This is a genomic window from Paenibacillus sp. JT31N7, assembly GCF_059692095.1.
In genome coordinates, this window is sequence record NZ_JCAUAT010000001.1 from 1169744 (window position 1) to 1190299 (window position 20556).

Genomic DNA, 20556 nt, shown 5'->3' on the forward strand with positions numbered 1-20556 from the left:
GATTTTTAAATTGTCCCTCAGGCGCAAGTGATTTCGGATATATCCCCTCTAATCTCCGCATAGAAACTGGAAGGGCCTTCTATTCTTTAAAGGCTCTATAAAATTTTTTTGAAAAAAGTTTTAAAAAAACGTAAACAGGGTCCGGGAAAATGGAGTCACTTCTTTTTTACCGACATAAGCCGCGAACCAAAATGAGACTTTCGTCGTATTAAAATAGGAACATATGTTTGCTAAAATAGAGTGGATTCCATTATCAGGAAAATATATAGACCGTGGAGGGATTCGACTATGAACCGTGAACTGAAAGCAGATGTCGTGATTATCGGTGGAGGTGTCGGCGGCTGTGCGGCCGCACTGTCTTCCGCAAAAATGGGCATGAAAGTAATTATGACGGAAGAAACCGATTGGATCGGCGGACAATTAACCAGCCAGGCCGTACCGCCGGACGAGCACAAGTGGATCGAGCAATTCGGCTGCACCCGCAGCTTCCGGCAGTTCCGCAACGGAGTGCGCTCCTATTACCGTGATTATTTCCCGTTAACGGCGGAGGCGCGCGCAATCGTTAATCTGAATCCGGGCAACGGCGGAGTAAGCCGCTTGTGCGCGGAACCGAGAGCCATGCTCGCGGTCCTTGAGCAGATGCTTGCTCCTTACGTAAACAGCGGCAAACTGATCATTCTCACGCGCCACCGCATTACAGCGGCCGAAACGGACGGGGATAAAATCAGAGCCGTCAAAGTCAAACACTTGGATCTGGGCCACAAACACACGCTAACCGCTCCGTATTTCCTGGACGCGACGGAGTGCGGAGATGTTCTTCCTCTCGCCAAGGTCGAGTATGTGACAGGTGCCGAATCCCGCAAAGACACGGGAGAGCCGAGCGCTCCCGAAGTCGCTGATCCGAAAGATATCCAGGCGTTTACCGTCTGCTTTGCCATGGATTATTTCGAAGGTGAGAATCATGTCATCGACAAACCGAAGGATTACAATTTCTGGCGCAATTATAAGGCGGACTTCTGGCCGGACAAGCAGCTCAGCTGGATTTCTCCGAACCCGGTGACGCTTGAGCCTGCCGAAGATACCCTGTTCCCGGGCACCGAGAAATATCCGCTGTTCAATTACCGCCGGGTAATCAATAAGGCGAATTTCATGCCCGGTACGTTCCCGAGCGATATTTCCCTCGTGAACTGGCCGCAGAACGATTACTGGCTCGGCAATATTTATGACGTCCCCGAAGCGGAAGCGAAGAAAAATCTCGAACAGGCGAAGCAGCTCAGCTATTCTCTGCTGTATTGGCTCCAGACCGAGGCTCCGCGTCCGGACGGCAAAGCCGGTTATCCCGGCCTGCGTCTGCGTCCCGATGTCGTCGGTACCGAAGACGGAATGGCTAAAGCTCCGTATATCCGGGAATCGCGCCGGATCAAGGCTGAATTCACGGTCAAGGAGCAGCACGTGAGCACGGCGATCCGCGGCGACAAGGGTGCGGAAGTGTTCCCGGATTCCGTAGGAATCGGCGCTTACCGGATCGATCTCCATCCGAGCATGACGGGACGGAATTACCTGGACGTGTCCTCCCTTCCGTTCCAGATTCCGCTCGGCAGCCTTATTCCCGTGCGGGTCAACAACCTTCTGCCCGCGTGTAAGAACCTCGGCACGACCCATATCACGAACGGCTGCTACCGTCTGCATCCGGTGGAATGGAATATCGGCGAAGCCGCAGGCTTCCTTGCCGGCTACTGCGTACAGAACGGGTATCAGCCCCGGGAAGTGCATGCGGACAAGACGAAGCTGGAAGGCTTGCAAAATATTTTGTCCTGGAACGGCGTAGAGCTCGCATGGCCGACCATCACCCCGCTGTAACTCCCTTGAAATAACCCGGTCTTGAACCGAAAAGCCGCCTTTAGCAGAGCGCTCTGCTAAAGGCGGCTTTCCCCGTTCATCCGCGGCGGGCTGCTTCCCGAATTTCCAGTCCGGCTCCGCGGCTTGTCAATACCGTTTAACAAATCGTGCCGAAGGAAGCCACTCCCCCGTGTTGTGCCTGCGTCCGCGGATCGTTACCGAATGCGGCGCCACCTCGACGAGGACGCTTTCGCTTTCAACGGGCGCGGCAGGGTCAATACCGTCCCCGATGGGCCTGCGGACAGAGGAGGTCCCCATATGAGAGCAGCCGTCCTCGAAATATATCCCCGGGCTGGCCAGCGTATAATGAGTGTGCCCCGAGAAGAAGCACACGTTCGGGTGCCGCCCCAGCAGCTCTCTAAGCCGCACATCCTGCACGACGCCCTTCTCGCCGGGGTCATAGCTTCCCGCAACGGTGTGCGGTAGGGGCTGATGCAGGAAAACGAACACAGGCCGTTCCCGCCCGTACGGGCGGTATGCTTCTTCCCCGCGGGAATCCGCGGACCCAAGCAGGGCCTCTTCCTCTCCCGGCGAACCGGCGGCCCCCGCTTCGCTATTCGCAGCTTCAGCGGCTTCGGGGACTCCCGGGTCCGCCTCGGATGCAGAGGCCGTTTCGGACCGGCCTTGCGCTTCGGCATGACGGGGACGGGATTCCTCCCGCAGAATCCGCTCCAGCCAGGCGAATTGCTCGTCGCCGATCCAGGCGTCCTCCCGGATAGCCGGATCGGTGTCCCGGTAGCGCTCGGCGCTCATAAAGACGAAGCGCAGCCCTTTCAGGCGCAGGTCGTAATAGGGCCGGGACTTTCCCAGAAAGCCGAGAAACCGTGCCATCGCTTCCGCCGTCGACCAGCCGTTCGGGAAGGTATCCACACTGAAACTCCCGTCCTTATACCACATCCGGTAATATTCGTGGTTTCCGTTCGTTACATAGACGGGAACGCGGACATGTTCGGACAAAATACGTTTTAACACGGTATAATCCTCGGCGAATCCCTCGGTTAAATCCCCGTTAATGACGATAAACTCGGGCGGATGCTTCATAGATGCGTAATCTTTCAGGCAGACTTCCAGACGGCGGTGGGACTCGGGGTCCCAAGCTACCACATGAATATCGGACAACACCGCAAACGTAAATTTCATGGATCTGCACCTCTTCTCTTCCTCTAAAGGATTGAAAAGCATATTTTTGCAGCCTTTTCTGAAACCACATACGGTCTGTTTAACCTCTCGGTTCTCCCGGTTGTTGTATCCCGATAAAACGGCGTCATTTCCCCAGCCTGACCTTCATTACTCTTCGAAAGCCCGACCCGGCAGTTTGTCGCTGCTATCAGATCAACAGGTCCCGCCTTACTGCCCTCGCCTACTCATGTGCCTCACTGGCCTCATCTTCCACATGGGTCACCCCGGTTTCATTGAATGCATCCGCTTCATCGGCATCATTCCCGCCTTTCCCCGACTTGGCTGCCGTAATTTCGGAAATCTTGAGTGCTCCCTTCAAATCGTACAGCATCCGTTCTTTGACTTCGGCATTCAAACGAGTATCGGACAAGATATCCTTAATCAGGGACGCCAGTGATTTTCTTACCTGCTTCAGACGTCCGGGATTCAGCCGGGGATTTTTCTCTCCGCCCAACTTTTTGACGATTGATTCAATCTCATCGGTATACCGGCCGGCTTTGCGGGCATCCATTCCTTTAAAAGGGATATACAGTTCCTTTACTTTCCGTTTTTGTCCCGCAAGAATAGCGGCAATAGACCGGGCCGGGTCCCTGTCGGGAACGACCGCTTCATTCCGGTAAACGCCCAGGACGGTATTTTTGTCATAGCCCTGATCGAAAAACGATTCATACTCGAACACGGCGCTGCCGCTGATTCCGAGCAGATGGCTCGCTGTGATCTGATCGATGAACGCGTCTTTGGTCAGATCGATAAAAGAACCGACCCCTATCGTCACATACGATTTATCTTTTGCGATCTCGAACGTTTTGCGCGCATCCGCCACGACGAGTGAGGTGTCCAGCTTATAGGACATCGGGAACACGTTGTCGATCAGGTTATGCTTCACCCAGTTCATCGAATCCTGAAGCACGTCTCCCCGGGCAATTTCATATTCGGGCCATACCGCGGCGGTCAGCTTTACTTGAGGTTTCCACCTCTTCACTTTCTCGGCCAGGCGGAACACAAACTTGTCGACGAACCCGACGCGCATATCCACCCACTGCGCCCACATCGCATCTCCCGGGTGCAGACGGATCGGGTCGGTCCCGTATTTCTTCTGGAACAGGCTCCGGGTATAGACATCATATCCGAAATCGTTCGTAAAATCTCCCGAGCCGGGATATCTCGCGTAATCAAGGTGCAGGCCGGCTACGTCATATTTGCCGAGCAGCTCTTTATAGACGTCCAGCAGGAAATCATGCGTTTCATCCAAAGCCGGGTTGATAAAATAATAACGGAATCCGCTCGACGCATCTTCCTGATAATTTTGGCCTTTTCGGCTGAGCAGCGACCATTCGGGCTTGCGCTCCACGATCGGCCCGGGTTCCGGTCCTCCCACAAAGAAGTTTTCGACCCAGGCATGGATGTCGATGCCCCGTTTTTTCCCTTCTTCCAAGTAAGCCTGAAGCACATCAAATCCGCCGTACATGGGATTATGAGCCGTAATGTTGTTTTTAGTCGGATAAATGGTGTACCCGTTCCAGAACGTTTCCAAATAAACGGAGTTAAGATGAGCCGCCTTAATCTTATCCAGCGCCCGTTTAACTTCTTCAAGAGACTTCTCCTTGGGCCGAATCCAGATTCCCCGGTTTTCAACGGTTCTAGACTCCACATTCATGTAGTGAACGCGCGTTGCCTTTCCATCCAGTTCGGCCAGCACTCCCGTCAACCCTTCGACGCCTTTTTCCTCCAGATGCTTGCCCGCCTGAATCTCCAGCTGCTTCACTTGTTGAATTTCTTTGGAGATTTCCCCGTAAGGAACATCCATAAATCTGCGCTTGGATTCCTCTAGTGCCTGCTCCGCAGTACCGGCGGTTATCCGCGCCTTATCCAGATAAGATTGCGGGGTGAAAATAAGCAGTACCTGCTTTTCCGCCCGGTTGATCTTCACGGTCGCCCCAATGGCCGCATAACGCGAAAGCCAAGCCATTTTGGAGCCGTGTCCGGAAAGAACGTATCCCCCTGCAGGAATCGGCCGGTTGTTGCCTCCGCTGCTTATGATTTTGCCGTCCGCGTTCACAACCGCCTCGCCGCCCCACGGATTCGTACCGGTGGAAGCGCCGTAGCTGCTGTCGTACACGATCAGCTGCTCCGCTCCGCGATGCCCGGGATACGGCTTGTTGTTCGTATCGTCCCAGCCAGCCGGATTGTCTTCCCTCGTCCGGGGATTAAACGCGTCGTAGGCCATTTTGGACGCAAAATACATGGGATAAGCATTCAGCTCCATGGATACGGACAACCCCGGAGCCGCCAGGGCCAGCAGATCGGCATAATAAGGACTTGCCGCCTGCACGGAAAGGACGTAACCTCCCTTGGGGATCGGCGAGTCATTGTCGATAAATTTTCCGCCGGAATCCATAAGAATTCCTTTAACCCCCGTGACCCGGCCATTCTGGAAGGTCACTTCGATTCCCCACGGGTTCGTGCGGGTGGAGGCTCCGTAACCCGAGTCGAAAAGCACGGCTTCCCCCTGATTCCGCGGCCCGTTCACCCGGTCCACGGGTATAATCAAATCGGCGACCTTCACATACTTCGTCGGCAAGACAGGAATTTTAATGTTCACGGCGGTAAGGCGGTCGCCCACATTCAGCTGCTGCAGAAGCGCCTTTGTACTTGCGGTACCCGAAAGAACATACCCGTTTTTGGGCAAATAGGTTCCTTTTTTGCCGTCTGCGATTTTGTCAACGATAATGCCTTCCGTCACAATAAGCTCGATCGTCCGGTCATCGAAAGGAGACGTATACGTTCCGTACGTACTTGTATATACGGTCAGGGCGTCCTCCGTGCGCTCCTGATCCATTCCGGCTACCGGATGCAGAGTTCCGTCGGGAAGCTTGATATGAGGACCGTAAACGGATTCATTTACCGTCACGTCAAGAGTCGTCTGCGGAAGCAAAGGGGGCCCCGGCCCGTTCGCCGAACGAAAAGGGTCCTGATCGGCAGGCCCGGATTTCGGGCTGTCGGGCGGAACCGCGATGCCTCCGTAAGGCCCGGGGTTCTGCGCATTAGCAGCCGCCGCAGCCAAGACCGGAGCGGCGGCGGCAGTTCCGTCCAGCGGAACGCAGCCCGCAGCGGCAACAGACAGAAGCAGGACAGCAAACAGCGTTCCGCGGAGCAGCCCGCTTAAGCGAAGAGATCTTTTCACCGTCATCTTCCTCCTTCAGGTGTAAACTAGCTCCAGACATACAAAAACGGAGAACATCCGAGCAGGTTAAGCTGAGCCGCTAATCACCTCCTGATATTTTCTCCCCTGTTTGCCAATCCGATTACACGTATTGTAGCACCATCTTGGACAATTTGGAATATTATTCTTTTAAATTACAATATTGTGGATATTAACTCCTTTTTCATGCTATTTCGACATATCCGCAAAAAAAAGAAGCTCTCTTTTTCAAGAGAAGCTTCCCGAATAGGTCTTCCTTACCGGCTGATATAAGGCTGATCCCATCTTTTGCGATCTCGGATTACTTTGATCAGGAGCCATACGGTTGCCGCCCCGACGATTGCAGCCAGAGACCAGGCCGAATTGCGTACCCATACGTCCGCCTGCTGTTCGACGCCTATGCCGATGAAGGCCCAGACAAAAACTAGCGCAAAAGGCACATCTTTCTTCCCGTAGCTAAAAGCGACAGCCAGTACGCCTGCTGCCGTCAGCAGAATGACGGCCCACATCCGGGGGTCGATGCCCCATCCGTTCCAGCCCAAGTCCTGCAGCCATACGGTAACGTTTACGATGGAAGCGACGAAGATCCAGCCCAGATACAGGCTGAAGGGCACTTGAACGAAGCTGTACTCCCCTATGGCCCGCGATTCCCGGCCGTAGCGGATTCTCTGATAGATCGCTATAAGCGTCAGCAGAAGAGCCGCCATGACCAGCGTACTCCAGCCGATTTTTTCATAATGCCATAGAAAGATCCACGCCGAATTCAGCAGACAACTGACGACGAACCAGTAGCTGATCCGTTCCACTGCCGGGCGGTTCCCCGTATCCTTGCGGGCCTGGTAAATTGCGAAACCGATCAGCCCCAGATAAATGACGCTCCAAATCGTGAAAACATACCCGGCTGGCGTAACATAGGTATGATGCCGGTCCGATATCTCGCCGGTCGTCACACCGTTAATAGGCAGCGCTTGGGACAACGTATTCACGATCAGAACCAAGAGGAGGCCGGCAATATTCGTTATTTTACGCAAAACATGCATGGCTGTCACATCCTCTCCTTTTGTTCATTATGTATGTTTAACCGTATGGGCTTAGAATTAATCGAATGCAAAAAGCCTGCCCCGTTATTCCGCAAGGAATACATGGAGCAGGCTTTCACCGCGGCAGATCAGCCTCCGAGAACCGTCAGCTGTTTAGGGAAGGAAGTCAGCACCTCGACTCCTTCGGATGTAACCAGAACATCGTCTTCGATACGGACTCCGCCCACGCCCGGCACATAAACACCGGGTTCAATGGTGAATGTCATGCCGGCTTTCAGAACCGCCTCGTTTCTTCCGTGAACGGACGGATACTCGTGAACGTCGAGTCCGAGTCCGTGACCGAGCCGGTGGTTGAAATAGGTGCCGTATCCGTCCGCTTCGATCCGGTTTCTTGCCGCAGCGTCTACGGACGCGCAGGTAACATCCGGGCGGACGGCCTGAATGGCCGCTTCGTTGCCGGCCAGGACCGCATTGTAGATGCGGCGCTGTTCTTCCGACACTTCTCCCACCGCGAAGGTGCGCGTAATATCGGACGCATAGCCGTTCAGATAAACGCCAAGATCGAATAAAAGCAGGTCCCCGTGGCTGATTTTACGCGATCCGGGAACGCCGTGCGGCAGAGCCGAAGCCGGACCGGTCAGAACCATCGTTGAAAAAGAGGGGGACTGGGCCCCGAGTTTTTTCATCTGGAACTCCAGCTCCGCGACCAGTTCGATTTCCGTCACGCCGACAGCCACCTTCTGCAAACCGCGCTTCAGCACTTCCTCCACAAGCGTCACGGCATCCTTCATAAGGCCGATTTCGCTCTCGGATTTGATCACCCGCATATCCCGCAGCAGCCCGTCGACCGAAGAAACCTGGCTTACGCCGATGTAAGTCTTCAGTTCTTCATAGCGGCTGACTGTCCAATGCTCGGTTTCGATGCCGATACTGCCAAGCGATGCCGGCAGCAGTCCGCGAAGCACTTCATAAGCGGAATCCGTGTCGCTGTGCGTATGGATCCGCTGTACCGAGGACGCCTGGGCAGCCGCTTCCGCATCGAGAGCCGGTACGAGTAGAAACGGCTCTTCTCCTTTCGGAAGAATAAGACCCAGGAAGCGTTCGTGCGGGTCGGAGGCGAATCCCGTCAAATAATACACGTGCCGGGGAACCGTAATGATAACGGCATCCAGGTTGTTTTGTTCCATATGATCGCTGATTTGTTTAAGTCGATTGTTCATTTGATCACCTGTTCTTTTCAAGGTTTTTCGCTGTTTGCTTGGGATGAATCCTTTTTCTATCATAGCATGTAAGGAGACAAAAACCCACATTCCCGCCCCGCTCCGGTTCTGCATTGGTTCTGCATTGGTTCTGCATTGGTTCTGCATTGGTTCTGCATCGGGTTCTGCCACAAGTCTGCATGGTTCCCCTACGGTTCTGTATGAGACTTGAAAGTCGGCCTGATCTACGATGTAAGCGCCTGCTTTTCTTCCTTCTGCCTATCCGCTATACTGGATTAGAGTCTTTATTTTGCCATACGAAGGAGAGAAGAGCATGTACGATCTTGTTATTATCGGAGCGGGACCTGCCGGTGCCAGTGCCGGACTGATTGCCGCCAGAGCAGGCAAAAAAACACTCATTATCGACAGCGGGCAAAGCATGACAAAACGAGCCTGGATCGAGAATCACTACGGAGTCGCCGAAATCAGCGGTCCCGACATGGTGGAGCTGGGCAAAAAACAAGCAGCCAAATTCGGCGCGGAAATAGCCGAAGGCAAAGTGGAATCTGTCGACAAGCAGGACGACGGCTTTCTCGTCACTTCGGATCAGGGCAGCTACGAAGCCAGACACGTCCTGCTCGCGACCGGAGTCCTGGCCGATCTTGCCGATAAAATCGGAGTCACGACGATACCGGGCACCGAGCCGCGGATCAAAACGGTCGTTCAGACGGATGCGAACAACAAAACGAGCGTGGAAGGGATCTGGGCGGCGGGAACGATTGCCGGCATGAGCGTACATACGATTGTAACGGCGGGCGACGGCGCCAAGGCGGCCATTAATATCGTCAGCGAGCTGAACGGCGAGCGTTACGTGGACCACGATGTTCTGAAATCTTAATCTTTCTGTTTTAAAAATATATAAAGAAGACTCCTGCCCGGTTCCGCGGAACCTGCAGGAGTCTTCTTTCGGTTTCGACGGAAGCGGGTCGTCAGAACAGAAGACCCGCTTCCTTTTTTCAGTTAAACGGCACTTTCTTCTAATCAAGCCCGTTCTATCTTCTGCCGCTCCGCTTGATAAATTCCACGAACAAGGCAAACAAGACAAAGCCGGCCAGAAAACCGCCCAGATGCGTATAAAGATCCACATTAGGCACGATCACGGAAAACAGCAGACCGCTCACCAGAATGATGATAATCGTCTGTCTCGATTGCTGATCCAGCAGCTGCCGGCGGAACAAGGCCAAATAGAGATAGGCCGCATAAATCCCGTAAATGGCACCGGAGGCCCCCGCTGCGACATAAGCGTCCGTATGGAGCCAGTAGGAGAATGCGCTGCCGAGCGCCCCGCTGGCTAAGTAAAAGACCGCGTACCGGACACTGCCCAGCAGACGTTCCAGCGGCGGTGCGAAAATAACCAGGGCGAAGCTGTTAAACAGCAGGTGAGACAAGCCGATATGTAAGAACATGGCGGTGAAAAAGCGCCACCACTCGGGGACAAAACCCGGAGCGGAAAATAAGGCTCCGTAATCGAGAAGCGTTCTCGTGCTTGTCGATGAGCCGCTTACCTCCATCAGCACAAACAGCACCACATGGATAAGGACGAGAAGACTCGTAACCGGGTACCGGCGTATGTATTCCTTGAAGCTTTCTTGACGGACGAACAGCATAAATAGATACCTTCTCCTTCGGATGAGATACCCCCATCATATAGGAAAAACAAGAACGCCTGCAAGCATGCGCCGCAGACGTTCTTGTCTTATGGATGAAATCTCGTTAAAGCGCCTTTTTGATGGCCGCAATAAACGCAGGCTCGTCCTTCGGAGTCCGCGACGTAATCAGGTTGCCGTCGATCACGACTTCCTGATCGGCGAATTCCCCTCCGGCGTTGCGCACGTCGTCCTGAAGCGGCGGATAGGATGTGAGCTTCCGGCCTTTGATCAGATTAGCGCTGATCAGAATCTGCGGTCCGTGGCAGATAGCGGCCACGGGTTTTCCGGCCTCGTCGATCTTTTTTACGAACGTTTGAATGTCCGCATCCAGACGCAATCCTTCCGGAGAGGAGCCTCCCGGAATAACGACGGCATCATACTCGTCCGGTTTGACTTCTTTGATACCCTGATCGGCCGTATACTCGGCTTTCTTGTTTTTACCGGTAAGCAGTTCACCCTGCTTTAATCCGATAATGACGACCTCATGTCCGTCGGCCTTCAAGGCTTCATACGGTTCCTGCATTTCAGAATCCTCGAATTGGGGTGCCAGTAAAAATGCGATTTTACTCATGGTCTCTCCACTCCTTTTCGTTTATCTGGTTTTAATCTATCGATTCAACGTATCCCTTGTTGCTGCGAATGATCTCCACGATTTCCGTGTAGTCGGAATCCGGCACCTTGGCCGTCAGCACATAGCGCAAATTTTCGGCCTCATCGTCGCCTTCGCCAAAGATGAGATCCGCCAGCGGCCCGTCGTCTTCGCCCCGGATGGTTCGGTCGGGATCGTGCCGATCCTCCGCCGCCCGGACCGGTATGAAGCCGCCCGGACTCGGAGAGGTGCCGATCGTCGCACCGGGCACGCCCACGGCTCCGGACGCCCCGCCTGCAAAGGCCGGAGGCGCAATCAGACCGGTCCCTGAGACGCGTCCCTGAGTCTCCCCGACTTCAAGCTGCTCGACGGAATAAGTTTGGAGCCGGATACGAACATCCTCCGCCTCGTTTTCAGTGCGGAAATAGGCTTGAATATGTTTGCTCATCACGAACACCTCATCCTTTTTTAAGATTCTCTCCTGTTGATATTACCCGCAACTTTCTTTTCCTACACAAGCTTAGGGGAAAAAGTTCACAATCTTCTTCAGCGGAAAAAGAAATCCCCGCTCCTCTCATAACGAGAAGTGCGGGGATTAAGCGGCTATCCTGTTTTTTGCGTCGTTTCCTGGTTTTGCGGAGTCGGCGTCGGTTTAGGGGCCTCCGTATTTTTCGGCGTCGCCGTCGGCTTACCTGTCGGAACCGGAGTAACGCTGCCGCCCGGTTTGCGGGTCGGGTTCGGCGTCAAGCCCGGTACAACGTCGTCGTCTTCCGGAGTCGAGCTCGGCCTTACTGTCGACTTAGGCGTCGGTATCGGTTTGATCGTCGGCTTAGGCGTATGAGTCGGGACGCCCGTCGGCTTGGGCGTGCGCGTCGGAGTTATTTTGCCGTCCGAGTCGGTATTGCCTCTATTGTCCGTTCCTTTAGACGAATTCGTGGAATTCGGGCTGCTGCTCGGCACCCAATTCGGATCCAGACGAAGCTTCAAAGCGTTCTTGGCTTCCTGAATTTCTTCATCTTTCACGACGATATAAGGGCTGATCCAGTCACCCTCCATATGGATGAGTTCGATATTCTGGGTATCAATCGTAATATATTGGGAAATCATATCGTAAATCTGGCTGGAAGGAATATCCGTTTTGAGGTTATTGCCGACTGCTTCCAAAATGCCGGAAGCTTTCGAGACCCCGCCCAGACTTTTCATGTTTTTAAGAATTTCATTCAATACCTGCTGCTGTCTCGCGTTACGCGCCGTATCGCTCGATTCCGCGGTTTCGAATTTCGAGCCCGGGTTCGATTTACGGTAACGTACAAAGTCGAGCGTTTGTTTTCCGTCCAGTTTCTGGACGCCTTTTTTGAGATTGATTTTCGTGCCGTCCCAATTGTCTACATAATACATATCCTGGTCGACATCAACCGTTACTCCGCCAAGCTCATCGACAACCTGTTTAAATCCTTCGAAATCAATGGTCACCATGTAGTCAAAAGGAACCTCGAAAAAGTTGCCGAAAAACTCCTTCGTCTTTTTCATGGCGGTTGCAGGTTCAGTTAACGTGAAATGCGGGTAAAAATAATTAGCCTTATGAGAGTCGCCGTTCTTCTTCAGCTTCATTTCAAGATCGCGCGGCAGGGATACGATCGTAGCGGACTTCGTCTCGGGATTCATCGAAATCGCCATCATCACGTCGCTGTTCAGCGAGCCGGTTTCTTCCCGGGAATCGACACCCATCAGCAAAATGCTGAGCGGTTTGACTTTCGCGGAATCTTTAGGAGCAACGACTTCAGTCGTACCGACGTTCTTGATGACCTCACCGGCTTTGCTGATGAGATAACCGGCGTACGATCCGATTCCGATGACGATAAGCAGAACAATAATCCCGCCGGTTACGGCTATTTTTTTCCATAAGGGCCATTTTGTTTTCTTTTTAAGTTTGGATTTACGCGAATTAGTACCGGAAACGGGGGTTGAATTCGGATTAATAGGGTCTGACATCATTAAAAACCTCAATTCTGGAGTATGGTATACAATTCCTTCGGAATGTATAGACAGGAGTGTAGGAGCAGACGATATCATTATAGTTGGCTAGACGGTATAATTATAGTGAGAAATGCGGAGTAAAGTGTTACAAATAAGTTAAAAATTCGACAGCTTCCCTAATTCATTATGCCAAAGAGGTGACGATCATGCAATTCTTGAATATTTTATGCGCGTATGATGGTTCTGAAGTATCGAAAAAAGCGTTGGAAAAAGCCGTCGGACTTGCAAAAAGCAATCCGTCCGCCAAGCTGGAAGTCGTCCATGTGGCGAATATGCCTAACCTTGTCGTCGGTGAAGCCCTTATTTCCACGCCTGCCGGCATGTCCGGAGAATATTACGAATTGGCGGAACAAATTAAAGACGAAGCCAAGCAGCGTCTGGTTTCGCTTTCCCAGCCGGCCGAAGTATATCTGCTGAACGGCAATCCGGGCCGGGCCATTCTCGAACACGCCGAACGTACCGGGCGGGATGTCATCGTCATCGGCAGCCGGGGCCTGAGCGGGGTTCGCGAGTGGGTGCTCGGAAGCGTCAGCCACTATGTCGTCCAGCACGCGCAAATTCCGGTGCTCGTAGTCAAATAGCCGCCGGAGCCCAGCAAGTAGATAAAGTGCCGCGACAAGCGGCAAACCCGAAGAAAGCAGGACCTGCATGCAGGTCCTGCTTTCTTTTTCATTTCAGCCGGTATATGTCATAGCCGCCCTCTACGGGAATTTTCTCAAACTTCGCGTTAAGATAGCGGCGCAGCTCCCCCGCTTTATCTCCGTCGATCTGCCCTTTGAGCGGAACAAAATAAGCGGCTCCGCCCGCCCGGAAATACTCCAGCTCTTTGACCGGATCGTCCGGAATGGAATTAAGCACCCTCCAGCCTACCCGGTGGCTGGCGTTCAGAAGCGAGGGATCGTCGGTGCCGACGACAATGAGATCGCCCGGCTTCGTTAACCGTTCGACTGCCCGGGCCTGCTCCAGAATGACGGTTTTCTCCTTCCCGTAATCGGGATTGATCATGAGGATGCAGGCCCATCCGATTCCCGCGACAACGACTGCGGCGAGAATCCAGCCGAACCGGAGCTCCGTCAACCGGCCGATCGTTTTCGCGGCGAGCAAAGCCGCCACCGGAGCAAAGAAGATCAAATAGTAATCGAATTTGATCACCGCCACGATCGTGGCCAGCTCCAGAAGCATCGCCCATGCCCACACGCGGACGGGGATATCCTTCTGTCCGAAGCCGGCAAGCAGCCCGACGGCCGCCAATGCCAGAAGCGGCCAGGTAAAGGCTTTCGGCAGCTCCCGCAGGAAGAAGTCCCAGGTCTCGGGCGTGAACATCGCCGTCGCCATTTTCGGGAAAATGTGCTTGGACGCGATCCCCGATACGAATTGGAACTCCGCTATGGACGAGGCCCAGGCGTAATACAGCGCGGGGAGGCCCAGAGCCAAAGCGGCGAACAGCCACAAGCGCCAGTTCACGACCATTTTCACTTTGAATTTCGCCGCCGCCATGAAAAGCATGGGAATGCCGACGAAAACCGTCGGCACCTTGAGCGAGATTGCCAGCGCCGTAAACAGCGCCGCGGTAAGCACAAAAGCCGTGCCGCCCTTGCGGATCCACACCGTGAACGCATAGAAGGCGCCGAGATAGAAGAATAGCGAAGCCGCTTCCGGCATAATCGCCCGGGAATAAGTCACCGCAACCGGTAAGATCCCGTACAGCAAAACCGCGATCCAGGCCGTCCGCTTCGTATAGAACGTGCGCGCGATCAGGTAGAGAAACCATGCCGAGCCCATAAAAAACGCCAAAGGCACAAGCCTGGCCAGCCAGTACTGATAACCGAACAATTTGTACAAAATCGCAATCAGAAACGGGGTAATCTGAAATTCCAGCTCCACATAGTTGGGAAGCGGCCCCTGATAATTGAACTGCGGATAGAAAAGATTAAATTTGGTTTCCACGAAATGGCGGGCGATCGATTCCGTATCGGACTGTCTCCATGAATCGATTTCATACGGGGAATTGGTTATGTATGGAATTCTCAGCGCGGCAATCGCAATAAACAAGAAGGCGGTTATGAGCCACGCAGGAATACGCGTCTTGTGTTCCATGCGCTTCTCCTTATTTATTAATGATAATGATTCCGATGATGATCACTGCCATACCGACCAGCTTTTGCATCGTAAACGCCTCTTGGAACCAAAGGAACGACATGACGAACACGATCACATAGCTCAGGCTCATCATCGGATACGCATAGCTCAGTTCTACTTTGGTGAGAACCTTGACCCACAGCAGAAAACTGGTTCCGAATAAAATAAGTCCGATCAGGATTTCGGGAGTTTTGACCATACGGAATAGATCCGGAATCAAAGTAGCCGGAGCCAGCGAGAGTTCACCCAGACGGTTCGCTCCGGCTTTAAGAAGAACTTGACCGACCGCTCCCATACCGACCGATAATAAAATGACCCAAAGTGCGCTCATACGGTACCCTTCACTTTCTTTTGCGTCCCCTGCACAGGGGGTTTAACTTTCATCAACAGGCGGAAATAGCCCGCAATCGTCCGCTTTACGTTCATTTTGCTGCGGCCGACTTTTAAATGGTATTCCAGCACGAGAGGATACTCCCCCGCTTTAATGCCGATTTTACTGAACCGGGCCATCATTTCGGCCATACAATCGAAACCGCTGGTCGTGATCAGTCTTTGTTTGTAAAGGTTCATAGCCTGATTGAGATATCCGATCCGGTATGCGCGAAAGCCGCTCGAATAATCATGCACTCCCTCGATCGGAAAAAATAACTTAAAAAATACCATCGCCCCGCGGCTGTACAGCCTCCGGATAAGCGACAAGCCCAGCTCTTGGCCCCCTCTGGCAAAACGGGACGCCACAACCAGATCCAGCTTGTTCTCCTTCAGTTTCGCCACGAGCGCCGAAATCAGGTTCGGATTATGCGTATTGTCCGCGTCCAGCGTCACAAGCACATCGCCCGACTGGTACTCGCTGGTTACAAATCGGACCAGGGTGTTCATGGCCTCCCCGAGTCCACGGTTGCGCTCATGGTCGATAACTTGAAGCCATGCGTAGGTTCGGCACGCTTCCTCTAAGAACGCGGCCGTTCCGTCCGAGCTTCCGTCGTTGACTACGACCACGCGAAAAGCCTCGCCAAACTGCATCGACAATTGTTCCATCTTCGGAAGCAGTTTAGGCAAGGCATCCTCTTCGTTGTAGGCCGGGAGGCCTACAATAATAGTTTCCTTCATAAACGATAACTCCTCAGGCAACAAAAATTAGGTCTTCACTATGATTACATGCACATCAGCAACATTTACCCAAATAAGTGCGGGATGAAACAGGCTTTCAGTCATAGACGTAATGGGGGAAGGAAGGTTGCACTTTTGAAGGACTCTTCACCTAATTATAACCTTAATGTCCTCATTCCGGTCACCCAATTGTTAGAATACCTTTATAGTTTTTTCCATCTGTTTGTGCTTCTTCCCGCTCTTCTGAAAAATAAAAAAGAACCCTTGCAGGGTTCCCTTTTAAGCCGGTTCTTCTAACCGTTTTCTAGTCGAGCCGACTTTTCCGCAACTGCTGCAATTAAAGTCGCTCGCTTATTTATAACGCATTAAGCCGCCATTCTGCGGCAAGCTTCCGCACAGGAGCGGCATACTTTGGCACACTCTTGGCAGTGCTCATGTTCATGTTCCGCACATTCTTTGGCACAAATTTCGCAAACCGTCGCGCAAAGATTGCAAATTTCCACAATGAACGGGCTTTGACGGGTCATGGCCGATGCGGCATAGGTACAAATGTCCGCGCATTCACGGGTCATCCTGATGCACTGGGCCATATGGGAAGCGTGCTCTTCCTTCAGACAGGCATCGAAACAATAATTACAAGTTTTAATACAATTTATACATTCTTCGATACAGCGTTGAATTTCTTCGTTAACGCCTTCGTGAGTCATATCATGGGGCATGGTTATATCCTCCTTTGTCTCTAGCTGCTGCTATACGGATATTAACCTTTTTTAGTGAATTTGACCCAAGCCACGCTACCCGTTTGTCTTAACGGGTTACCCAGTATGCGCTTCCGTCATCGTGACGCTTCATAAAACCATATTCGATAAGGTACCTGCGGATAGTCACATAATCGTGCCACGCTTCTTTCAGGACCTCGTTCACTTCTTTTTCCGTATACTGCCGGTCCGTTTCGAATCGCGTCGCCAGTTGACGCAGGATCGCGACCTTCCTCTTCTCTTTTTTCGGAAATTTATTGAGCGGCCCGTCTGTCCCTTCTGAAAAATACAGCTTCAAAAACTGTTCGTTCTCCTGCTCCGTAATCGCAAATCTTTCATCAAGCACCGTAGCGCTTTTCGGAACGGCAATAAAAGAGGGCGCTTTACCGGCATCCGGCCGCTGGTCCAGGAGCCCCATAAGCGCCAAATACACTTTGGCCTGCTTCTCCCGCTCCCTCATCGTAAACCGGTGATTACGGATCGTTGAGGTGCTTCCGCCGCCAAGTTCTCCCACAATCTCTTTGTCGGACAAACCGTCGTGAAAAAAACCGAGCAGCTGCTTCTGCAGATCGGTCAGCCCCGTCAGTTTCTTGTTCAAGTTGAGCAGGTAATGGAACATGGACCCATGCTCGGCGGCGATATGCAGAGACGCAAACTTTTCTGCTTCGTAAAACGTCTCGTCTTCGCGGTAAATGATCCCTTTAGTGAACGATTTCCCGCAAACCAGACACACATAGGCTTCTTCCTGATCCGAGAAAATGTATCCCCGTTTGATTTCATCCGTCGATGCATTCCAAAAAAGTTCTGAAACATCTTTCAAATCAAACACCTTCATTCTTCGTTTGTATTTATATAAACAATTTAAATTACTGTTTGATTTTTGTCAAATAACCTTATAGTGAATGTACGGCAAAAAAGCCGCTCCCGCAACCGGAAACGGCCTTTTTTGTAAATGCACCCTTTATTCGCTGCAGCTGGAAGGCGGTTGTGCCGAACCGGACTCCACCGTGATTTTGTCCGCAATGGTATCCCTTATCACGCCCATAACGAGTTGAAGCAGGTAGTTAATATCCGCCTGGGATTGCTGAAATTCACTGACGATCGGAATATTGTCCAGCTCATCCTGCAGGCTCTCGATTTCCTTCTCGATCTTTTTGACCATAATTTCGTTGTCGAATTTTTCAAAAGCGACAATTTCTTTCTGCTTTTTCTTCATGGCCTGAATCAGAGACTGAATGTGCTCGTTCTGGTTAATCTGTTTTTCGGCCTGTTGAAAAAACTGCACCTCGGAAGAGGTGGTAAGAAGCTCCGCCAGCTCTTTCGTTTTCGCCAAAATATCTTCTCTTACGACCATTTCGGTATTCGTGTAATGCTCCATCCTGCACACTCCGCTTCTTCATTATGGCGTTCTTAGCTTAACATTTGCAGCGGCTCCGCGACCAGCTCGCCTTTTACAAGCCACGTTTGCGGTTCCATCACGCGTACACGGGCGAAAGATCCGATGAGATCCTTGGATCCTCTGAAAAGAACGAGCTTATTCGTCCGGGTCCGTCCCGAGAGGACCTCCGAATTCTTCTTGCTCTCTCCCTCAACAAGAACTTCAACTACTTCACCGCGAAGCTTTTCGTTACTTTCCTTGCTGAAAGCTCCGAGCACCTCATTGAGCCGGTACAGACGCTCCTTCTTCACGTCCTCGGGAACGTTGTCTTCCATTGCGGCAGCCGGAGTTCCTTCACGAGGGGAATAAATGAACGAGTAGGCAAAATCGAACCGGACTTCCTTCACGAGAGACAAAGTCTCTTCAAACTGCTCGTCCGTTTCTCCCGGGAAACCGACGATAATATCCGTGCTGAGCACCACGTCGGGTATAGCCGTCTTGATTTTGCGCACAAGATCCAGATACAGCTCACGGCTGTATTTGCGGCTCATTCTTTTCAGCACTTCCGTGCTCCCCGATTGGACCGGCAGATGAATATGCTCCATCAAATTGCCTTTGTGCGAAAGCACCTCGACCAGATGATCGTCAAAATCACGCGGATGCGAAGTGGTAAACCGGATTCTCGGCACATCAATTTTACGCATATCCGCCATCAGATCTCCGAAGGAATACGAGATATCTTCGAAATCTTTGCCGTAAGCGTTGACGTTCTGTCCGAGCAGCGTAATTTCCTTAAACCCTTGACGGGCCAGATCGCGCACCTCCGCCAATACGTCCTCCGGACGGCGGCTCCGCTCCTTGCCGCGGGTGTACGGCACGATGCAGTACGTGCAGAACTTGTCGCAGCCGTACATAATGTTCACCCAGGCGCGCATGCCTTCCCGCTTTTTGGGCAGGTTCTCGATAATGTCGCCTTCTTTGGACCACACTTCCACGACCATTTCCTTGCTTAAGTAAGCATCCTGCAGAAGGGCCGGAAGGCGGTGAATATTGTGGGTGCCGAATATGAGATCGACATGCCCGTGTTTTTGTAAGATCCGCTTAACGACGCCTTCCTCTTGAGACATGCAGCCGCAGACTCCGAGCACCAGATTCGGCTTCTCCGTTTTGAGGTGCTTCAAGTGCCCCAGCTCGCCGAACACCTTATCCTCGGCGTTCTCCCGGATCGCACAGGTGTTCAGAAGGATCACATCGGCTTCCTGTTTCTCTTCCGTGGAGGTATACCCCAGTTCCTCGAGCATGCCTTTCATCGTTTCGGTATCGTGTTCGTTCATTTGACAGCCGTACGTGCGAATCATGTACCGCTTGCCTTTGCCAAACTCCTTCATCTCTTCCGGGATGTTGAAATCATACAGCACTTCAATGTTTTCCTTGCCGCGTTTTTTCGCATCCTTATAAGAAGGAGGTTGAAAATAGATCGAAAAATCCTTATCGGATTTAGCGGTTTTCACCGTCATTTCGCCATTCCTCCTGAATATTCCATGCTGGACTCATAAATCTGATTATACCATGCCTGGTCCCCGGACAAAAGAAGAAAGAGCCGGGCGGAGGAAATCGGCTCCCCCTACCCGGCTCTATGCGTGCTTCCGGACAACTTGTCCGGGCCGCTTCCTAATCTACAATAATTCCGACGTCGCCTGTTTTAAGCCCTGCGGCGTTGCCTTCATCCGTATCGATATGCATATCCAAGGCGAACTGGTCCGATACACGGGCAATGACATCCTCGAAGATTACTGGACGATCCGTCTCCACGCGGACACGCAGGCGCTGCTTGTCCTCAATGCCCCATTTCTTCGCATCCTCCGTATGGAAATGGATGTGGCGGGCCGCAACGATCACGCCCTCTTCCAGCTCCACTTCGCCCTTGGGACCCACAATCTTGATTCCCGGCGTCCCTTCAATATTCCCGGATTCTCGTACCGGTGGATTAACCCCGAGTGCAAAAGCATCCGTGCGCGATATTTCCAGCTGGGAAATATTCCGGGCCGGTCCAAGGATCCGGACTTTGTCGAACCGGCCTTTGGGGCCGACGACCGCTACGGTTTCGCCCGCAGCGAATTGTCCCGGCTGGGACAGGTCTTTCAGAACAGTCAGCTCATAGCCCTCGCCGAAAAGGCGGGTAATATGCTCCGGCTTCAAATGAATGTGACGGGCGGAAATCCCGATAGGTATTTGTTTCATTCTGTCTTCATCCCTTCCTGTATCCATTCTCTGTCTCTGTAGCAGGTTCTCCCCCTCAGTTTAACCTCTACACGGA

The 20556-nt window shown here is 52.6% G+C and carries 19 protein-coding genes; 3 read left to right on the forward strand and 16 right to left on the reverse strand.

The window, feature by feature from the left end; genetic code table 11:
- The first annotated feature begins 288 nt into the window (after positions 1-288).
- A complete protein-coding gene (locus AC58P5_RS05195; protein ID WP_497385012.1) occupies positions 289-1860 on the forward strand; it encodes an FAD-dependent oxidoreductase in 1572 nt (523 codons plus the stop codon).
- 126 nt (positions 1861-1986) lie between these two features.
- On the opposite strand, the gene AC58P5_RS05200 is transcribed toward AC58P5_RS05195, so the two are convergent.
- From AC58P5_RS05200 to AC58P5_RS05215, 4 genes are all read right to left on the reverse strand, one after another.
- Entirely contained in the window at positions 1987-3039 is a 1053-nt protein-coding gene (locus tag AC58P5_RS05200) for a metallophosphoesterase family protein (RefSeq protein ID WP_497385013.1), read from the reverse strand.
- Between the two features lie 220 nt (positions 3040-3259).
- Positions 3260-6268 carry a glycoside hydrolase family 10-like protein gene (locus AC58P5_RS05205; protein WP_497385015.1) on the reverse strand — a complete coding sequence of 1003 codons (3009 nt, stop codon included), beginning with the start codon at positions 6266-6268 and terminating at the stop codon, positions 3260-3262.
- 269 nt (positions 6269-6537) lie between these two features.
- Positions 6538-7320 (reverse strand): TspO/MBR family protein, encoded by a 783-nt coding sequence (locus tag AC58P5_RS05210; RefSeq protein ID WP_497385016.1) that lies wholly within the window; start codon positions 7318-7320, stop codon positions 6538-6540.
- 128 nt (positions 7321-7448) lie between these two features.
- Positions 7449-8540 (reverse strand): M24 family metallopeptidase, encoded by a 1092-nt coding sequence (locus tag AC58P5_RS05215; RefSeq protein ID WP_497385017.1) that lies wholly within the window; start codon positions 8538-8540, stop codon positions 7449-7451.
- Positions 8541-8853: 313 nt separating this feature from the next.
- Here AC58P5_RS05215 and AC58P5_RS05220 point away from each other — a divergent pair, with 313 nt between their 5' ends.
- Positions 8854-9417 carry an NAD(P)/FAD-dependent oxidoreductase gene (locus AC58P5_RS05220; protein ID WP_497385018.1) on the forward strand — a complete coding sequence of 188 codons (564 nt, stop codon included), beginning with the start codon at positions 8854-8856 and terminating at the stop codon, positions 9415-9417.
- 154 nt (positions 9418-9571) lie between these two features.
- Here the strand turns inward: AC58P5_RS05220 and AC58P5_RS05225 are convergent, their stop codons facing one another.
- The 4 genes from AC58P5_RS05225 to AC58P5_RS05240 all read right to left on the reverse strand — a co-directional run bounded on the left by AC58P5_RS05225 (position 9572) and on the right by AC58P5_RS05240 (position 12812).
- A complete protein-coding gene (locus tag AC58P5_RS05225) occupies positions 9572-10186 on the reverse strand; it encodes a rhomboid family intramembrane serine protease (RefSeq protein WP_497385019.1) in 615 nt (204 codons plus the stop codon).
- 106 nt (positions 10187-10292) lie between these two features.
- On the reverse strand, positions 10293-10799 hold the full coding sequence (locus tag AC58P5_RS05230; RefSeq protein WP_497385020.1) for a type 1 glutamine amidotransferase domain-containing protein: 507 nt from the start codon (positions 10797-10799) through the stop codon (positions 10293-10295).
- A 31-nt stretch (positions 10800-10830) separates the two neighbouring features.
- Positions 10831-11265, reverse strand: coding sequence for a hypothetical protein (locus tag AC58P5_RS05235; RefSeq protein WP_497385021.1), 435 nt, complete (start codon positions 11263-11265; stop codon positions 10831-10833).
- Positions 11266-11420: 155 nt separating this feature from the next.
- Positions 11421-12812, reverse strand: a complete 1392-nt coding sequence (locus tag AC58P5_RS05240; protein WP_497385022.1) for an LCP family protein — start codon at positions 12810-12812, stop codon at positions 11421-11423.
- A 188-nt stretch (positions 12813-13000) separates the two neighbouring features.
- Between AC58P5_RS05240 and AC58P5_RS05245 the strand changes: the two genes are divergently transcribed.
- Positions 13001-13435: a universal stress protein gene (locus AC58P5_RS05245; RefSeq protein WP_497385023.1), complete on the forward strand. Its 435-nt coding sequence runs from the start codon at positions 13001-13003 to the stop codon at positions 13433-13435.
- Positions 13436-13523: 88 nt separating this feature from the next.
- Here the strand turns inward: AC58P5_RS05245 and AC58P5_RS05250 are convergent, their stop codons facing one another.
- The 8 genes from AC58P5_RS05250 to pduL form a co-directional block, all read right to left on the reverse strand.
- Positions 13524-14951 (reverse strand): ArnT family glycosyltransferase, encoded by a 1428-nt coding sequence (locus AC58P5_RS05250; RefSeq protein WP_497385024.1) that lies wholly within the window; start codon positions 14949-14951, stop codon positions 13524-13526.
- A gap of 10 nt (positions 14952-14961) precedes the next feature.
- Positions 14962-15324, reverse strand: coding sequence for an EamA family transporter (locus AC58P5_RS05255; protein ID WP_413004676.1), 363 nt, complete (start codon positions 15322-15324; stop codon positions 14962-14964).
- Complete coding sequence (locus AC58P5_RS05260) at positions 15321-16103, reverse strand: glycosyltransferase family 2 protein (RefSeq protein ID WP_497385025.1); 783 nt, start codon at positions 16101-16103, stop codon at positions 15321-15323. Before AC58P5_RS05260 ends, AC58P5_RS05255 begins: the two co-directional genes overlap by 4 nt.
- A gap of 365 nt (positions 16104-16468) precedes the next feature.
- Positions 16469-16822, reverse strand: a complete 354-nt coding sequence (locus AC58P5_RS05265) for a four-helix bundle copper-binding protein (protein WP_497385026.1) — start codon at positions 16820-16822, stop codon at positions 16469-16471.
- Between the two features lie 88 nt (positions 16823-16910).
- Entirely contained in the window at positions 16911-17681 is a 771-nt protein-coding gene (locus AC58P5_RS05270; RefSeq protein WP_497385027.1) for a DUF2087 domain-containing protein, read from the reverse strand.
- Between the two features lie 141 nt (positions 17682-17822).
- Positions 17823-18239: a YlbF/YmcA family competence regulator gene (locus AC58P5_RS05275; RefSeq protein WP_497385028.1), complete on the reverse strand. Its 417-nt coding sequence runs from the start codon at positions 18237-18239 to the stop codon at positions 17823-17825.
- Positions 18240-18271: 32 nt separating this feature from the next.
- A complete protein-coding gene (miaB, locus tag AC58P5_RS05280) occupies positions 18272-19756 on the reverse strand; it encodes a tRNA (N6-isopentenyl adenosine(37)-C2)-methylthiotransferase MiaB (protein ID WP_497385029.1) in 1485 nt (494 codons plus the stop codon).
- A gap of 154 nt (positions 19757-19910) precedes the next feature.
- Positions 19911-20480 carry a phosphate propanoyltransferase gene (gene pduL / locus AC58P5_RS05285; RefSeq protein WP_042233131.1) on the reverse strand — a complete coding sequence of 190 codons (570 nt, stop codon included), beginning with the start codon at positions 20478-20480 and terminating at the stop codon, positions 19911-19913.
- Between the last annotated feature and the right edge of the window lie 76 nt (positions 20481-20556).

Coding starts and splice junctions, on each gene's coding strand:
- AC58P5_RS05195 (WP_497385012.1), top strand. CDS start 289: ATGAACCGTGAACTGAAAGCAGATGTCGTGATTATCGGTGGAGGTGTC.
- AC58P5_RS05200 (WP_497385013.1), bottom strand. CDS start 3,039: ATGAAATTTACGTTTGCGGTGTTGTCCGATATTCATGTGGTAGCTTGG.
- AC58P5_RS05205 (WP_497385015.1), bottom strand. CDS start 6,268: ATGACGGTGAAAAGATCTCTTCGCTTAAGCGGGCTGCTCCGCGGAACG.
- AC58P5_RS05210 (WP_497385016.1), bottom strand. CDS start 7,320: ATGCATGTTTTGCGTAAAATAACGAATATTGCCGGCCTCCTCTTGGTT.
- AC58P5_RS05215 (WP_497385017.1), bottom strand. CDS start 8,540: ATGAACAATCGACTTAAACAAATCAGCGATCATATGGAACAAAACAAC.
- AC58P5_RS05220 (WP_497385018.1), top strand. CDS start 8,854: ATGTACGATCTTGTTATTATCGGAGCGGGACCTGCCGGTGCCAGTGCC.
- AC58P5_RS05225 (WP_497385019.1), bottom strand. CDS start 10,186: ATGCTGTTCGTCCGTCAAGAAAGCTTCAAGGAATACATACGCCGGTAC.
- AC58P5_RS05230 (WP_497385020.1), bottom strand. CDS start 10,799: ATGAGTAAAATCGCATTTTTACTGGCACCCCAATTCGAGGATTCTGAA.
- AC58P5_RS05235 (WP_497385021.1), bottom strand. CDS start 11,265: ATGAGCAAACATATTCAAGCCTATTTCCGCACTGAAAACGAGGCGGAG.
- AC58P5_RS05240 (WP_497385022.1), bottom strand. CDS start 12,812: ATGATGTCAGACCCTATTAATCCGAATTCAACCCCCGTTTCCGGTACT.
- AC58P5_RS05245 (WP_497385023.1), top strand. CDS start 13,001: ATGCAATTCTTGAATATTTTATGCGCGTATGATGGTTCTGAAGTATCG.
- AC58P5_RS05250 (WP_497385024.1), bottom strand. CDS start 14,951: ATGGAACACAAGACGCGTATTCCTGCGTGGCTCATAACCGCCTTCTTG.
- AC58P5_RS05255 (WP_413004676.1), bottom strand. CDS start 15,324: ATGAGCGCACTTTGGGTCATTTTATTATCGGTCGGTATGGGAGCGGTC.
- AC58P5_RS05260 (WP_497385025.1), bottom strand. CDS start 16,103: ATGAAGGAAACTATTATTGTAGGCCTCCCGGCCTACAACGAAGAGGAT.
- AC58P5_RS05265 (WP_497385026.1), bottom strand. CDS start 16,822: ATGCCCCATGATATGACTCACGAAGGCGTTAACGAAGAAATTCAACGC.
- AC58P5_RS05275 (WP_497385028.1), bottom strand. CDS start 18,239: ATGGAGCATTACACGAATACCGAAATGGTCGTAAGAGAAGATATTTTG.
- miaB (WP_497385029.1), bottom strand. CDS start 19,756: ATGACGGTGAAAACCGCTAAATCCGATAAGGATTTTTCGATCTATTTT.
- pduL (WP_042233131.1), bottom strand. CDS start 20,480: ATGAAACAAATACCTATCGGGATTTCCGCCCGTCACATTCATTTGAAG.